This is a genomic window from Nocardia elegans NBRC 108235, from assembly GCF_001612845.1.
Lineage (GTDB): Bacteria > Actinomycetota > Actinomycetes > Mycobacteriales > Mycobacteriaceae > Nocardia > Nocardia nova.
Window position 1 is genome coordinate 56,820 of sequence record NZ_BDBF01000043.1, and the last position, 16,199, is coordinate 73,018.

The following is a 16,199-nucleotide window of genomic DNA, read 5'->3' on the forward strand; positions in this document are numbered from 1 at the left end:
TGGTTACATCTGGACAGCAAGCTCGTGGATTTCGTCGACGATGTCGGCGATCACCCGCATCGACTTGGCAAACGGCATGTCGTGGTCGTGATCGGTGCCGACGGTGATCTGCCATGCCGGGCTGGCGGTGCGAGACCACGCCAGCTCGAGTTCGGTGACCTGATCGACATATATGGAGCCGGCAGGCATCCCCTTGACGGTGGAGCCGACACGATCGCCGAGGAAAAAGTGACCCATTCCCTGGTCCCCGATCAAATAGGGCTGACCGTTCGCGACAGTGAACTTGTGGGTGAAATGGCGGCGGGTCTTCCACAGGCCCTCGCCGAGCGTCAGCAACGAACCGAGGGTGTAGGCACGGTCGGCGCTGGTTTCGAAGTGCTCGTAGTAGTGCGACCAACCCGACGCTGCCGCGCGGTCGGGAGCCTCGTACTGGACCCAGGCCAGCAAGGTGTCCGACAGCAAGGCCATCGCGATCGTATTGACGACCTCGGTGGCGCCGTTGGCGACACCCTGGAGCAGCGGGCCGGCGTAGGGCACCTCGCCGAGCAGGCCGCCGATGATCATGCCGCAGAACTGAATCGCCGACGAAATCGCCTCATTGACGCCAGGCGCCGAATGCCCGCCGGTGAGGATCTGCACCGACGACGAGGGAGCGATGACGAACTGCGAGGTCTGAATCCCCGAGTACTCGTTCTGCCGGTAGACCACCCAGGGATTGGATGGCAATGTGCCCATCCAACCGGGGTTCTTGTACAGCGCTGGCGCGTCCGGGTCGGGCAGGACATTGGAACTCATTCCCAGCCAGTCGCTTTCGAACATTTCGATCGTGTGCTGCAGCCCGTCCCAGACGTTTCCGCTGGTGCTGGTCCCGGTCGTGAAGCCGGATTTGTCGACGATGTCGATCACGAGTGCGCCGTTGCGCAGGTTTGCTCCCGGCCACGGCGGCGGGTCGCCCTGCAGCCAGCGTCGGGTCGTCACCGCGAGCTGTGCCGATTCCAAGGTTCCGGCCGCTGCTTCGTGGAAGTTCTTGAACCGGGATCCGAAGATGGTCCAGATCGAAGTGTCGGTCGCGTATGCGGTCGGGACGACCACCACGGGCCAGTTCGACATATCCAGCGATGCCCACTGATTGATGTCGATCGGATCGGCCGGCAATGCCCAGCTCAGCTGCCCCTGCAATCGAAGCAGGTTCACGAACAGCGCTGTTTTGAGCACCCACACGCTCGGCCCGGCGAGCAGGAACTCACGCGGAAACTGCACTGCCGCAGGAAGAAAGGGATTCGACCAGCAGTAGATGTGTTTGAGCTCCTGGTAGGAGTGCATGAACATCAACTCGACAGTGGTCACGCCGTGTTCGTCTGTGGCCAAGACGGCCTTCTCCAGCCTGCCGTCCCAGCGCGCACCGTCCTTGTCGACAGTGATGTGGACGTTTTGAGTCGTGCGACCGTTGATATCGACTGCCCATTCGGCCAGGTAATTGTCCACGGGCAGAGTCAAAATGCCGGTGCCGGCCTGATTGAGCACCCACCGAAAGTCAGCGCTGATCTCCGCACCGCAGATACCTCGCAGGTTCCAGTCGCCGTCCCACAGCCGAACCAGTGGCCGGGCGAAACGCTGTCGTTTGCGTGATGCTTTCGCGGCCTGCGCGTCGGCGAAGATCTCGGGAAGCTGTGTCGCAACGGTCATTGCAGCCCCCACGGCCGCGACCAGTTCCGTGGTTGGACGACCATCACCGATGCTCCGACCGGCGCTCCAGTCACCGTTATCGGGATCGATGTCGACGGCGTATACGGAGGCACCGCGTAGAGGAAACTGACACCGTTCATCAACGCCCAGATTTGGGATCCGTCGGCGGCGGCGATCATCTCCTCCATCGGATCGGTATCGACCGTCAGATCCTGTCCAGCCGTCGTATGCGGCAAAATGACAACCCGCTGGGCGTCACGGTCATTGGGAATCCACGAAAAATCGGGCAAAGTCCATTTCCCCGGCGCCGAACACACCCACTTCAACCACATCGGCTGATCGGTCGGGTTTGCGACAGCCACTGTGCCCGAATCGATTCGGCCACCAGAGGTGTCCACCACCGAGGACCAAGTGCTGGTCACATCCGACTCCACCCACCACGGATTACCCGCGGTACACGTCATCACGACCTTGCCCCACATCTTCAGATGCGGGTCCTTCTCCGGTTTGAAATCCGGCTGCTCGGACAGACGCAACGCCAGCGACCGCGTCCCGAAATCGGTCGTGATCGTCAGAGTCGCATCACGGTCGTAGGCCCAGGCCTTACGCCAGGCACTGTCCACCGCCTCCCACGACTGCCCAGCGGTCTGAAATACGTTGACTGCAAAGACCACATCGCGCTTGTTCGTCCGATATCCCCCGAACGACGACCCGATCTGGAATGCCGACTGATTCCAGATCGTTGTCACCGGAGCGTCGTACAACCCACTCGGCGCGGTCGCCAACTCCACTCCTTCACGGCCGCGCCCCAGGCCGGCGATCGTCCACTGCGATCCATCGACCCCGGTCACCGTGATCATCGCGGCATTCGATGCCACAACCTCACCTCAATTCTGATTTTGATTTGACACAGGAATGAAAACCTGCCCTATTCGGGGCGCCGCCATATCTTTTCTCCGCGCACCGTAAAGTTGCATTATTCGTACACCAAGTTCAACGCAGCGAGATATCTCCATCAAATGGCTGCCCAATCCGAGCGCCGTACGACAGAAGAAAGAGTCCAGCTTGAGACCGCGATTGCCCGACTAGTACGGTTCGAGCGCGATCGGAAAGAACACAGATAGTTCAGTTCGCCATGGTCAGGATCGAAAAGGTCGGCGGCGATTAACCGACCGAACGCTCAAGTCCCCTTTTGCGCTAGGCCGGGCGTCAGCGAGAATGCATGAGCTCCCACTGCATAGAGAGAACCTTAAGCCGACCAACGACGTCCCCCGAGTCCGAAGCGGAGATATTCACCACGGCCGGCTGTGCCGCAGACGCAGGCTGCGATGGAGTGCCAATCACAGGGGGCCGCAATCGTTCCGCAAGAACCTTCTGCAGAAAGAACGGATCCGAGTTGAGCGCCTGCAAGAAGGGGCGATTCACCGACGTTGATCGAGCATTCATGACGAACTCGCCATCTGACAACCACGCCGGAATCTTATCGCCGATCGATGAGCCCGGACCACTTACACTGCCGCCATCGGCATGCTTACCAGGCTTCGCGCCGGATAGCTTCGACGTGATGCCGTCTCGCTGGCTCTTCCAATCGTCATAGGCCTTGCGAGAGGCATCCGGATGGGAACTATCTGCTGACGGAATATTCTTGCCCTTCGCCCAATCTGGATGCTGTGCATTGCTCTGAGCTAGAAAACTCCCGAGATAGGCGGGGTCATCGGGAAGAATCAAGTTATATCTGTCTTGTTTCGAAGGAGAAGCCGCCGCCTCCATTCCCTTTTGGATGCTCTTCGTAGCCAAATAGCCGGCCACTGCTCCGACGACAGCACCCGCCGCAATGCCTACGGCAGTCCCGACGACTGGAGCCGCCGACCCAGCAGCACCGCCGATCTCCGCGCCGACGAGGGCTGTGCTCCATTCAGCTGCTGCCCCGCCTGCCGCAGACCCAGCCGCGTACCCGACGAGCGCACCACCGAGTTCGGACGTATACGCCTCGGACGCCGGCATGCCCTGCTTGAGGTCGGCTGAGATCGATGGCGCTGCAGCGAAGAGCGCCACCGCCGGACCCAGCCGACTGAAGCCTCCTAGCGGACCAAGCGAATAGTCGCGGGTCCACGGCTGCCAACTGTCCGGTAAATCCTGACTGTCCTTCATCAGGGCGCGAGTTATGTCATACACAGTCCCGGTCCCGCCACCACTGCCGCCAGCCTGGAAGTCGGCAACGGTGGGTGTCCAAGTGAATGTAGAGCCGTTGGCGCCTTCAAATTCGACGGTCGGCACTCCTTTGTCGTCGTACCTTATCGACCTAGCAGACTTACCGCCGTGGATCTCAATACCAGTGGGCTTGCCCTGACTGTCCATGGTCAGGTCATAAGAGGCTCCCCAACCAGTCCCGGGGAGCGACCCCTGCATATGCTTCGTTATCGACAGCACAGATGACGCCTCGCCGGGAAGCGTTTGGGTCATCGTGGTGGTAGGAATACCGTCTACGTCTACGGTTCGGTTCTGAACCACCGTTCCCGAGGGCAACTTGATGGTCGCGTCAGGCTTGTCGAAATCCTTGACGTTCGGTGCACCTAGATAATCGAGCGCACTTCCCGGTTCAATGCTGTTCGGCCCCGCTTTCGCCCACGGTGGCGCAACACTGCTGGTCATCGACTGCGCCATCCCGTCCGAGAGACCTGTCGTTGCAGAACTGCTCCCGGGAGGACCAGCCGGCACCACCGGACGTTCGACACTGGAATCAATTCCGACTGTCACGCCCGGCGGCGGCCCGTCCGGACCGTCCAAGCCTGCGAGGGCGCGCTGCATCGGAGACAGTTCTCGCGACGATGGCGGCGGAGAATTCGGCGGATCTGCAGATCCAGGGTCCGGGCCATTTCCAGTAACAGGCGGCGGCAGACGCCTCATCCAAGCAACCACGAATGGCCACCCTTTCTTATGTGTTTGCGTAACATCGACGCTTCGTTCCAGCCGCCATGCGCTGGTCGTCAGGAACTCGCACTAGCGATGGGGATATACGTCGATTACCATCACCGGAATGCCTTCACCGAGTAACCACAACCCATCCGGCTATCAGTGGGTGCGGGTGTGGCCTACGAATGCCCCTCGCGCCCGCCGATTGACTGGCGGGGCGCTTCTCGTGGGAGCCATATTGGCCTATACAGAACACTGGCTATCGTTCGCTAACGCCACGGTGGCCGGGGTTCTTGGACTGGCACTGATTTCTGGTAGCGGAAAGACCCCACGTCCGACAGTGCACACAAACAGCGATGGTCGGCCGAAGCTGAGCCCCAACGCCTTAAAAAACCCCAATTTTCAAGGCTTGGCCTTGCTCGAATGCGCTGGCATACTTGCGATCTGGAATGGAATCACCGGGCAAGCTCCTGGATGGTTCATCTGGGCCGGAGGGGTCATGGCAGTAACGTTGGCCCCTATTTTGTGCTTGCCATTTGTCACGCGTTCACAAAGGTACATCGTGTTCGGCGAGCACGAACTTCGCGTAGTCAATACCTTCAAAAAATCGGGACTCGATCGGCGATATCCTTGGGCGAGCATCAGCAACGTCGAATTGCTCGCCGAAGTGTCGAGCCGCGCAACTCTGCCGAGCGTCATTTTCCAGTGCCCCCACGAGTCCGTCATCGAGAACTCCGTTCCTGACCGACCGGATTATTTGCGAGATGGCCAAGATAGTTGGCGGATACCGGTTCTGTGGTGGAATGTCGAAGTCAACGCGTTTCTTGCAACTCTTCGATACTTTGCAGCCGAGCCAGCGATGGCACGTAACGCCACAGCTTCGGACGTGCGCTCCATGCTCACAGCACCGAACTGGGTGCACCGCCGCCAAGCGCCTCGCCAGCCGCTGCTGCCGCGCACCTGAAAGGCGAATCGGCCTGAGGTGCAGCGTAATACCAATGACCAGCGCTTCAACTGATGTAGACAGACACCAGCAGGCCAGCAGCTATCGCCTGGCCGGCACCATTTTGGTGAACCCGCGCGTCGATCACGTCGCCAGCTAGCAGGATTGGCTGGGTGGTGATGGGAATCGAAACCGGTGTCTCCGGTGACAGTGTGATCCCCGCGGCAGTCGTCAAGCTACCGAAGGTGGTGACGACCGCGCCCGCGCGCAGTTGGCGCAGTGTGATCGTCACGTTGTCGGCGGCCGACCCCACGATGGTCGGATAACCCGTGGGGGCGACGATTTCGATGTCGGTCACAGTATCGCCGCTGTAGAAGGCAGGCGAGTAGGCGCCGGCAAGGGCGGTTACATCGGATGCTCCGGCCGCTTGCGCCGGCAGTGTCGTCGAGTAGATCATGACGTCCTTACTGAGTCTCGGCGTCGACGACCTCGCTGGAGGTCGAACCGCTCTTGCTGAATTGCTCTACGGAAGAGGTGAATTGGTCGATCAGCTTTTGGATCGAGCGATCACGTGCTTCATCGCGAATGATGTCCAACGCCGACATCGGGCGCGGCATGGGGGTAATGCGCGGCGGTTCGCCGCCAGCCGAGGCGATGACCGCGGCCTGCACACCCTGCAACGCGTCGATCACCGACAACAGGAGATAGGTGTCGATCGTGTAGCCCTCGGGTGTGGGCCTGACGGGCTCGTCGGCGGTGTTGTCGCCGGCCGCTTCCTCGGCGGCGAGCATTTGTTCGGCCAGATCCCGGTCCATCGTCAGCGCGGAGCGATACTGCGAGCCGTGGGGAAGTTTGTCCTTGAACGCCCAGATGGTGCGCCAGTCGCGAGTTCGGATGTGGTTGGGCCCGAAGCATTCCCGGACATCGATGCCGCGCTCAAGCAGGTCGTAGTCGAGCGCGGCACCGAAGCGGTCCCAGAACTCTACGAGCCCTGCGATCCCCCCGGCAGATCACCGGCGCCTTGACCGAACAGGTGGGAGTACAGATCCGTTTGGAAGGCGGTCCACTCGTCGTGCGGGCGATCGGCGAACAGCTGCTCGACCTCCTCGTACTGATCGCCGAGCACGATAGCCATCTGCTCGTCATCGTCGCGGGTCTTGCGCAATGCCAGCACTTGCGCCCGGGTCACAGGATGGATTTCGATGTCTTCAGTCAATCGGTAGGGGACGCGGCGTGACGGCGCCAACTGCTGCTGCAGTTCGTAGAAGCGTCCGCGGTCGGGGTCGTTCGTCGGCATAAATGGTTCTCCGGTTTGCTTTATCGGTGGGTGGTCGAATTACTCGTCCGTGACGACGGGTTCGGCGACGGCCTCCGGCAGAAGTTCGCGGTCGGCAGCGAGGTTGTGGCCCAGCTTGTAGACGGCGTTGACGTACTCGCTCGCGGTGAAGACGGGGTACTCACGCTCACCGTCGGTGAGGGTGACAGGGTACTGAGTGGGGATGGCGGACACCATGGACTCTCTTTCGCTCCGGAAGTATGTGAACAGAAAGGGCGGGGCGCGCCGCGACCGGAGATACCCGGCGCGCCCCACAACCCGGCCTACGCCGGGTGCCTGCGATCGCCTCTCGCACCTGACACAGTCGAACGCGGTGCCGAAATAGGCTGACAGCCAGCCGATGTGCGAGGCGATCAAGTATCAGACGGTCAGCTGACGGTGACCGCGCAGGTCGCGGTCACCGCAGAACCGCCCGCGGGGGTGTAGGAAGCGGTGATCGTCGCGGTGCCCGCGGCCACGCCGGTGACCGCACCGGTGGCGGCGACGGTCGCGATCGAGGCGGCCGAGGAGCTGAACACCACCGACGAGTTGGGGATGACACCGCCGAACTGATCGGTGACCACCAGCGGCGCGGACGCGGCCCCACCATGAATTAGCGAAAGCGTCAGCGGCGCAACGGTGATCGCGCTCACGGTGTAGTTGATGCCCGAGCCCGACAGCAGCTGCTTCCAGCCGGCGCCGCCGAACCCGTGGGCGACCGCGTAGCCGGCGGTGTCGTCCTTGAACGCGACCAGGGTCAGCTTCTGGGCCAGCACCTCGGTGGGGTTCCACTGCTCGCCGCCGAATTTGCTGACCGCGACCTTCGGCATCACCTTGAACACGTAGATCGGGGCAGCGTCGTTGCCGTCCTTGCCGATGATGATCGCGGAGTAGTAGGTGATCTGTTCCGAGGTCGGCTGCGGGAAGAACACCTCGCCGGAGGACGCGTTGGCCATCACCTGCTTCAAGTTCGCGCTCGTGGCCAGCTGCAAGCTCAGCGCATTGGTCTGCTGCGGCTCGAACTCGATGGTGGTGATGTCGCTGGTGATGTCGTTGCGCACCGGCTGAAGTTCACCGTAGGACTCGATCGGTGCGGCGGTGATGCCGCGTGCGAATGCGACACCGGTCTTCTTGTCGATCAGACCGATCGACTGATACGTCGACGGCAACGGCTGCAGGTTCGCGTTGCTGTCGGTGAAGGCTGCCGGCGCGGGGGTGTACCACGGCGCCAGGAAGACGGCGGCGTCGAGCGGCTTGAGCAGCAACGATCGCTGCGCAGCCTTCAGCGCCGTCAGATTGGTGGCAGGCATGAGACTCCATTCGAGGCACCCGCACACGCGGGTGTGGTCGGAAACGGCACCGAGTGGTGCCGGTGAAATATCCCTGTCTTCGCAGGGTCGGCGTCCGCCTACTGGCGGCGGGCCTCGATCGAGAAGGCGACCTCGACCAACTGATTGAGCGGGTCGAGGTCGGGCACCTCGGTCAATCCGCGGCTGCGCCGCAGAATCGGCGGGTGGAACTTGGCTTCTTCGGCGGTGATTTCCTCGACACTGTCGACGAGCACACCGTTCACCCGGGTCGCGGGCGCGGCCAGCACCGCATCGCGTACCTGTACGGCCAGTTGCTGCGCCTGCGCGCGAGTGGTTCCGAACACCGCCACGCTCACCTTCGCCTTGTAGGTGATCGCGTTGATGTCCACGGTCCCGGCCGTCTTACGGACCCAGATCAGCGGCAGTGCCGCCTGAAGTTCCGCCGAGGTCGCCGGCAGAGTGGTGACCGTGCCGGCGATCGGGGTGAACAAGTCGATCAAGAACTGTTCGAAGTCCGGGAACTCCCCCGGCGCAGGATAAATCGGACCGGTCATCACTCGGCTTCCGGTGCGGGGCCGACTCGGACAAGGGCACCGAGGTTGCCAGCGGTCGGAATCGGACGCGCCGCGTCGACAGCGACGGCCACGCCCTGGGCAAGGATGGACAGCGCATCGACGTCGGCCTTCAGCGTCGCGATACGGGCGACGAGGACCTGGACATCGGTGGCGATTGCGGCCGCGAGGGCCGTGGATTCGTCGGAAGCGGTCACGTTTTCCTCCAGTCTCCGACGACCGGATTTCGTTGGCGTGCTGCGGTTTACAGACCGAACAGCGGAAGCACCAGCGGAACCAGGTCGCTGATCAATTTGATGATGTCTTCGACAACAGCGAGCATTTCCCGTCACCTCCTCTCGAAGATCGGGGTCTCGACTGCGAAGGACCTGGCACACGGTGAATCCCGATACCAGGTCCTGAGTTCACTCGAACGATTCGCCAAGGCGCAGTCTCCGAGCGAGTTTCACGGCACACGCAATGCGACGTGTGCAAGTCTTCGAGCGGTATTACCGCAGATGGGACAGGTAGGTGGCCGACTGGCGACGCAGCCGCTCCGACATCCCCGGATCGGATGCCTGACCGTTCGGCTTCAAGACATTCACAGTCATGGTCCGATCGATGCGCGCACCAGCGCCGAGCTGATCGAGGGATACCGCCGGCATCGCGGTCATCGGTGGCGGACTGTAGTCGGGCATCCGCCGCATACCGGGATCGGCCATCCCGGCGGGCGGTGTGGTCCAGGCAGGCGCCGGAGCACTGAATTGCTCAGCCAGAGTACCCACCGCGTTCAGTACACCGCTGACTACCGGTCCTGCCGGCCCTGCGGCGGCGCCGGCCAACGCGTCCATGCCCAGTTGCACAAGCGGTTTGGCAGTCTGTTCGAAAATGCTGGGCCAGTTGTGCCACTGCAGAAACGGGAACAACGAACCAGGCCGTGACCGCGACAAGAACCCATCGTCGCCATCAGCGGGCCCGTGCTCCTCGACCTCGCCGCCCTCGGCGAAGACACGTGGAAAGATCGCATCGCCGAGCAGCCGGCCACCAGCGTGCGCCATGGACGCCCACTGAAGGAACGGTGCCAGCTGCCCCGTGCGCGAACCCGACAGCAGTCCGTCATCACCCGTGACCGGACCTGCTTCGACCTCGCCACCATCGGCAAAGGTGCCCGGCGAATCCGGCGGCGCATCGAACCCCGACAAAGAATTTGACAGGACGGTTGGAAAATCGGTCACGACGGGAACCTTTCCGGCGATGTTGCCAGTGCTCTAGGGGACTCAGCGGTGGGCATTGATCACTTCGGCGAGTCGATCGCAGTACCCGAGCTTTTGATAGGCGCGGGTGTGTGCCCCGCCGACGAGATAGCCCGCCATCATGTCGGCGGCCCGCGACCACAGCGACCACGTACGAACCGGGTGCGACAACCATTCACGATCGGTGGGCTGCCATCGATTTCGGCGAATGCGATCGGTCAGGTCAGCCGTCCAGCCCCCCAGTTCGGCAAAGCTGAACGCCGACACCGAATCGGCCAGAGTGCGCAAGGGGGAATCGGGGGGACACGACGTGATGCCGTCCGCGGGATTGGCTACTTCCCATGTAGGTATGTTGTCAGGCCATGGTGCGTGCTGGCCGTTGATGCCGAATCCGACCGGATCCGGGTCGATCGAATCGCCCTCTCGCCGAAGCGGATTCGCAATAGTCGCCGCCCATGCCAGCTCGCAGTCCGCGAACTCGCGCCGCGCTTTGGCTTCCAGGAAACGAGTCACAACCTCGGCGCCGAGGCTGTAGCCGAGCAGCCCGACCCGGTTCGGTGTCCTTCGTATCGCTCGCACGAGGGCGGTGACACCGAGTTGGATAGATTTCTCCTCCGAACATCCTGCCAGTGAGCGATCCGGATTCACCAGACCGATAGCGGCCGGATAGTCGATGTCGAGCCCGATTTCGTAGACGGCGGGATCGAGCTTTCTGGTAACGGCAGCGAGCATGTTCGCCGGGGAAGCAAGTCCCTCACCGGTACCGCGGCAGGTCAGAACTGTTATCAACGCAGGGCCTTTCGAGGCGAGACGTACGGGGAAAGCGACGGCCCCACCCGCGGGAACGGAAGAACGCGGGTGGGGCCGTCATCGCCCCGGCTTCCGAGCGGCCTGCAACCGCGCAGGGGTGCGGACATGCGGGAGGCTCGGCCCGGGCGGGGCGGGTCAAGGTGGTCGTAATGTTTGTGGGCGCCCCACCCCCGGCTCGGTTGCCGGGGGTGGGGCAATTGCGCCTCTGCGGCTCTGCGCCATCTCCACCGCTAGGTCAGCGGGAAACGGGACACCACCGAGGCGGGTCACGTTGTCCATCCTTGGCGACGAAAGCCTCAGCGGGACAAAAGTCTTCACCGCATGGCGTCCGAGCGCTGGCAGCGACCAAGCGGACACGCGACGGTGAAGACGATGTGCGACACGCTCGCCCCGGCCCGTTATTTTGTGGGGACAGTCATTTCATCGGGGGCGTGTCGCAAGTCTGTCGGTTTTGCGGTGAGAGCCGTGCGAGATGGATGGAAACCAACGCCCATAACCCTGGAGCGCTGTATCACTCGTTCAGTTGCCGGCATCCGAAATCGAACATCGAAAATGCTCCCGGACGCGTGAACCGGAGAAGGCGTTTGCTCGGTAAGGAGCTACGCCTGCAACGAGAGTCAACCTTCTCGACCACGGATATTTGTTCGATTTCTTCTGAACCAATTTCCGACGGCGTAAGCCTACAACCACCCACTGTGACAAACGACGAAAAAGTGGCCAACACCGCAGGTAGAACACCCCTTCGGCGCCCTGATGGCTCGCCACACACCACAGGGCCAGCGAACGCGCGAGCCGCCTCCAGACAGGCCGGCGGACAACACCGTGTCCGACCAGATCGAATTAGCCCTTGCCGCACAAATCGACAGCGAGGGTGAAACATGTTCCGCGACAGCATCTTTAACCCGGTCGACATGCATCTGGTCGAGAACGCGGTACGTCGTTCAAGTCGCCAGCTACAGCAATGCCGGCGACTTGAACGACTGGTCGCGAAGCGATCCGTCAAGCCAAGCTTCGCTTCTGCTCTGACGCACCGGGTTATGGGCGAAACGCCCCGGGACGAACACCGTACCCACGGCTTCTGCGTCACCGGTCAAGTGGCGAGCAGCCCAGTCTGGTGTGCCGGATCACAATTCCGGGAGTTCCGGTTGGCGATATTTTAATCGCCACGTTCGAGATATAGTCTCCGACCGTCGGCAATTCCTGACGTATACCGGCACGACCGCCAATGCATTGAAGGTGCAGGGATTTTACTATACGTCGTCTAACCTATCAAGATACTCCTGGCCGAGTTCCTTCAGGATTCCCCCTCTATCGATCCAGTATTTCGGGTCTCGAAGCACGATCATCGAGCCTCCGATATCAAACATACCGTTTTCCCAAATGAGGCCTCCGCCGCGCCCGAAAAAAACAATCAAGGGCTCGAATGGATCCGGAAGCTCGACAACTGGCTGATACCCTGCATCGGCTACCGCAGCCCAGCGTAGCGCAGCGCTTATCAATTGCTTGTCCCATGGCGAGATGTTCGCGCGAGCGGACGAAAGCTCTTCCCACGCCGCCGGAGGGGTCTGCACCTCGCAATGGAGGTGGTTCGCCAGGTCGACAAACGGCCACTCACCACGGATCAGATCCAATTCGCAAATATCAACCCAAAGCGCAACCCTGTACAAGTACTCCGCTACCAGGCGTTGACGCGAATTTGTGTGCGCTACGGCGAGTTCGGGATCACTCCAGTTCGATGAAATTAACCGATCGACCATTTCGTCAACGAGCCCGGTATTAGTCATTATAACCTTTCAAATCTTGAGTCTAGATTATACCACGCACTTTAGAGCAAATATTGTAATTCACAGTCGAACATGCGAGAGATAGGTTGACTCACTGAGCCGTTCCCCACTCATATCGCAGCCTCGGACGATCGGTTTTTGGGTGATGTTGACCCGTAGAGACTGATCAACTGACCGGCGGCGACGTGGCACCTTGGTTAGCGGCACCCCTGGCGCAAACAGCCGCCTTACAGTATAGATCGAGGATCGAACGCCCATGATCATTGCGTCAAAGTCTGCGATCTGCGGAGGCTGGACATTTTCCACTTCTCGTCGTCTTACGTTTACGGACACATCCAACGCAATAGAACGGGCTTGACCATGACTACCGTCCCGAGGAGCCCTGAGGGCCGACCGCGGAATGCCATTGAGTGCTCGCCTCACGACTTCATCGAGATTGGACAGGTCTGGAACGATTCCGTCTTCAGGCGGCTCAAGTCCATGACGCTTCCAATGAGACAAAAGATCTGCGTCTGGGCTCGACTGGGTTGAACGCGGGGCTAACAAATGCGCGCCTGGATGGTCCAACGATAAGCTGGGCCCAAATTCACCCCAAGCCTCGGGAGCCGTAGACATATACTGTAATCCGAGCTCCATCAATTTTGATTCGACATACTCGTGAGCGATAAGGGACCGAAATTGGTAATAACCTTCCGACCCTTTGTCCAGCTCTCCTCGTGACGCCTGGTCCCACAAGTCTGAATAGCTTTTGTTCGGAGTAAAGCGCCCCACCTCGACTTCATCCGGACCACGAACCACCGTATGCTCGCGCACGAAAAGATTCTGCCATGCTTCTTCCACAATACGCTCGTCCAGCCCGGTATTGCGCGCTGCCGACGGTACATCTCCCGGAGAATTTGCAATGCGCTCGTAAGCCTCAATCGCATCGGGCGTGGCATCCTCTGCGAACGCGAATCCGCCTCCATTCTGAGACGGCGTACCGCGCGAGCCCGGCCGCTCGGTGTTCGACGCGACAGAAGGCAATGCTCCGCCCGATTCATCGGGTGCGGGAGGTGTCTGGCCGCCCCTCGTGTCCCAAGGTTGGTCCCGGTGGGGGGTTCCTGGGCCGAATCTGGGGTCTCGTGTCGGAGGAGCGACGTCGCGGCGCGGTAGCCGGTCCGTGAGATTTCCGACGCGGTCGATGGTTGCTTGAGCTGCAGCGGATGCGGCGTCGGCGAGGCCGCTTGCGCGGGCTGTCGCGCCCAGTGCGCTCCCGGCGCCGTCGGTGACGACACCAACCGCGGCTCCGCCGACGATATTGCCGACGATCGTGCCGATTCCACCCGCGACGTCGCCTCTGGCGAAGTCGTCCCAACCTGTGAGGCCCTTCGCTGTGCCGGCGAGGATTTGGCGGGTTTCGCCCTTGTTCAATCCCGGCACGTTCCCCGAGTTCGCTAGTTCGTATCCGCCGATCGGGTCGCCGCCGAGTGCACCGGCGCCGAGAAGGACGCCGATCTCGACCTGTTTGCCGAGGCCTTTCCAGGCGTCGGCCACACTGGGCGCGCCATGGCCTGCAAGCCCGAACAATGCGGCCGGTCCCTTGGCCGTCTGTTCGATCGCCTGGGTGTATTTGTTGCTGAACCGCTCGAATGCTCCAGGGTGGTAGTCGGTGTTCTGCTGCCGTTTCGAGAGCGCATCCTCTGCCGCCGCGAGTTCGTTCGGCGAAAGCGGCGTGCCATGCGGGTTGAGCAGAGCCTGCACCAGAGGGTCGGAGCGACGATTCTGATCGAGCTCGCCAGGCAGAGTCCCCGATGCCCCACCGGTCATGTAGGCGTCGAGAGCCTGCTGCTGTTTTAACGACGGGATTTCTGTGACTTTGGGACGGCCTGTTGCGTCGACCGATACTTGCGCGAACCAGGCGGGATCGGAGCCCTCCTGCACGTAGCGGCCAGGGATACGCTCTCCGCGGCTGTCATATTGCGGAACGTATGCGTGGGTGATCCCGCCGGAACGGACGGTGAAACCGGTTAGCTGATCGTCGGGACCGAAGACATAGTCGTTGCTTTTCCCGTTGCCAAGGTCCACGTGTTGCTTGGTCTGAAAAGTGGAATAGGTTTGGCCGTGATAGGTCGTTGTCGTCGTCGTCCGTGTTGTATCGGGATCGACGGTCTGGGAGTGGGATTCGACGCTGGCCCCGCTCGGAAGAAGCAGTGGCTGACTGTCCTTCAGCCCGCCGTTGTTGACGATCGTCAACGCATCCGGCAGACCACCGAAAGCCGGCGGCGCGCTGGGACTGGTTCTCGGCATGATGCCGAGGGTTTCGAGTTTCCGTCTGTCCGCATCACTGAGATTCTTCGAGTTTGCGGAGGACGGCGACGATGAAGTAGGGGCGCTGGCAGTCGGCGGTACTTCCTTCTGCTTACGCTGACGATCCGCTGCAGCCAGAGTGGTCCACAGCGGATCGTTGAGGTAGGGGTTAGCAGAACTATCAGTCGGTGGTGAGCCCATGGCGTTCCTCACTGGCTTATCTCGAAATGAGCAAAAGGTTTGAGATCGGGTCCTCCGCATCGCAGACTTCAGCGGCCAGCCGCCGGACATGCGGCACCACGGAGGAGTGCATTCCGAGAGCCCTTCTGCGACGGTGGACTTTCGGTGCGCTTGCTGGCCACAGCGGCGAGATCTACTCAATATCTCTGTTGCCCAGCATCTTTCGGTGCGATGCCCGATGAGAGGATCGGATCTGAAGTTTGAGCGGTGCGCCGGCGAGGATCTAACCGCGGGATTAGGGCTGGCTGTGATCTGTGCACTGCGGGGCGTTTAGGCCTGCCGGATCGCAGCCGGCCAGCGCAGTCACGCCGGGTAGAAGTCCGAAACAACGGTCGACCGAATTGCTGCGGATTGCGCGGCGGGCAGCACTGGCGCGACAGTCGATGCCAGAATCGATCCGTTATGCGGCCGGATGTGGTCAGGTAGTTACGCCGCTCGGGCACATTGAACGAACCATGAACCTGATCACCGGTGCCACAAACAGGTCAAGACTGTGCCTGTGCAGGCCTTTTCGGAAAGTGTCAGCAAACAGACTCACGGTCCGTTTTAACGATAAGGGTGGATGACCGGCCCACTTCCGCTCCACCTGCAACCCCTGAGGGGAAGAGCGCCAGTCCGGTACAGGGTCCGTGTTGTCCCGCCCCGGCGATGAATGCCAGGGCGGGACAGCGTTCTTCACTGCATGGCCGCGAGCGCCGGCCGCGCGACTATGCAGACCATGGTCGGTGAAGACATGCTGCGACGCGCTCGCCCGCCCCGTTGCGTTGTGGGGATAGTCATTTCATCGGGGGCGTGTCGCAAGTCGGAAAACTCTGCGATGTAGCGCTACTCGTTCAGACGCGACGATCCGAATCCAGCAGGGAAGACGCCAGACCTCCCCAAAACAGGGCGGCAACACGCGATTTGCTCATCGAAGAAGATCGATCAACAGGGATTCGACCCTCTCCGGACCGGATATCGTCAGGTCTCTTCGAACGATCTCCGACGGCGTAAGCCTACTACCACTCACTGTGACAAACAGCGGAGAAGCTACCAACATCGCACGTAAATGGCTGATTTCGAGGCTGCGCCCTGGCCCGTACGGCGGTGACAGCGGCCATGGAATCCT

15 protein-coding genes are annotated in these 16,199 nt (G+C 61.4%); 1 reads left to right on the top strand and 14 read right to left on the bottom strand.

All coding sequences use genetic code 11. The annotated features are described in order from the left end of the window. Nucleotides 1–3: 3 nt before the first annotated feature. From NE2_RS26585 to NE2_RS35960, 3 genes are all read right to left on the bottom strand, one after another. The gene (locus NE2_RS26585) at nt 4–1,686 is read right to left on the bottom strand and encodes a Gp37-like protein (RefSeq protein ID WP_063030466.1); all 1,683 of its coding nucleotides are present in this window, start codon (nt 1,684–1,686) and stop codon (nt 4–6) included. Beyond that, nucleotides 1,683–2,564, bottom strand: a complete 882-nt coding sequence (locus NE2_RS26590; protein WP_146165365.1) for a phage tail protein — start codon at nt 2,562–2,564, stop codon at nt 1,683–1,685. The genes NE2_RS26585 and NE2_RS26590 overlap by 4 nt, the downstream gene beginning before the upstream one ends. A 331-nt stretch (nt 2,565–2,895) precedes the next feature. After that, nucleotides 2,896–4,338 (bottom strand): hypothetical protein, encoded by a 1,443-nt coding sequence (locus NE2_RS35960; protein ID WP_146165366.1) that lies wholly within the window; start codon nt 4,336–4,338, stop codon nt 2,896–2,898. Between the two features lie 499 nt (nt 4,339–4,837). Between NE2_RS35960 and NE2_RS35965 the strand changes: the two genes are divergently transcribed. After that, complete coding sequence (locus tag NE2_RS35965) at nt 4,838–5,563, top strand: hypothetical protein (protein ID WP_146165367.1); 726 nt, start codon at nt 4,838–4,840, stop codon at nt 5,561–5,563. Between the two features lie 46 nt (nt 5,564–5,609). Here the strand turns inward: NE2_RS35965 and NE2_RS26595 are convergent, their stop codons facing one another. From NE2_RS26595 to NE2_RS35980, 11 genes are all read right to left on the bottom strand, one after another. Further along, nucleotides 5,610–5,999, bottom strand: a complete 390-nt coding sequence (locus NE2_RS26595; protein WP_063030470.1) for a hypothetical protein — start codon at nt 5,997–5,999, stop codon at nt 5,610–5,612. A gap of 7 nt (nt 6,000–6,006) precedes the next feature. Continuing rightward, nucleotides 6,007–6,357, bottom strand: a complete 351-nt coding sequence (locus NE2_RS26600) for a hypothetical protein (RefSeq protein WP_063030472.1) — start codon at nt 6,355–6,357, stop codon at nt 6,007–6,009. 167 nt (nt 6,358–6,524) lie between these two features. Next, nucleotides 6,525–6,839, bottom strand: a complete 315-nt coding sequence (locus tag NE2_RS26605) for a hypothetical protein (RefSeq protein ID WP_063030474.1) — start codon at nt 6,837–6,839, stop codon at nt 6,525–6,527. A gap of 39 nt (nt 6,840–6,878) precedes the next feature. After that, entirely contained in the window at nt 6,879–7,055 is a 177-nt protein-coding gene (locus tag NE2_RS35970; RefSeq protein WP_157110969.1) for a hypothetical protein, read from the bottom strand. A 191-nt stretch (nt 7,056–7,246) separates the two neighbouring features. Beyond that, complete coding sequence (locus NE2_RS35975) at nt 7,247–8,167, bottom strand: phage tail tube protein (RefSeq protein ID WP_063030476.1); 921 nt, start codon at nt 8,165–8,167, stop codon at nt 7,247–7,249. 98 nt (nt 8,168–8,265) lie between these two features. Further along, nucleotides 8,266–8,721: a phage tail termination protein gene (locus NE2_RS26615; RefSeq protein WP_063030478.1), complete on the bottom strand. Its 456-nt coding sequence runs from the start codon at nt 8,719–8,721 to the stop codon at nt 8,266–8,268. Continuing rightward, complete coding sequence (locus NE2_RS26620; protein WP_063030480.1) at nt 8,721–8,936, bottom strand: hypothetical protein; 216 nt, start codon at nt 8,934–8,936, stop codon at nt 8,721–8,723. Before NE2_RS26620 ends, NE2_RS26615 begins: the two co-directional genes overlap by 1 nt. A gap of 291 nt (nt 8,937–9,227) precedes the next feature. After that, complete coding sequence (locus NE2_RS26625; protein ID WP_146165368.1) at nt 9,228–9,953, bottom strand: hypothetical protein; 726 nt, start codon at nt 9,951–9,953, stop codon at nt 9,228–9,230. Between the two features lie 42 nt (nt 9,954–9,995). Then, on the bottom strand, nt 9,996–10,703 hold the full coding sequence (locus NE2_RS26630; RefSeq protein WP_063030484.1) for a PE-PPE domain-containing protein: 708 nt from the start codon (nt 10,701–10,703) through the stop codon (nt 9,996–9,998). A gap of 1,328 nt (nt 10,704–12,031) precedes the next feature. Beyond that, on the bottom strand, nt 12,032–12,565 hold the full coding sequence (locus NE2_RS26635) for a hypothetical protein (RefSeq protein ID WP_063030486.1): 534 nt from the start codon (nt 12,563–12,565) through the stop codon (nt 12,032–12,034). Nucleotides 12,566–12,625: 60 nt separating this feature from the next. After that, nucleotides 12,626–15,052 carry a hypothetical protein gene (locus NE2_RS35980; protein ID WP_146165369.1) on the bottom strand — a complete coding sequence of 809 codons (2,427 nt, stop codon included), beginning with the start codon at nt 15,050–15,052 and terminating at the stop codon, nt 12,626–12,628. Nucleotides 15,053–16,199: the final 1,147 nt, after the last annotated feature.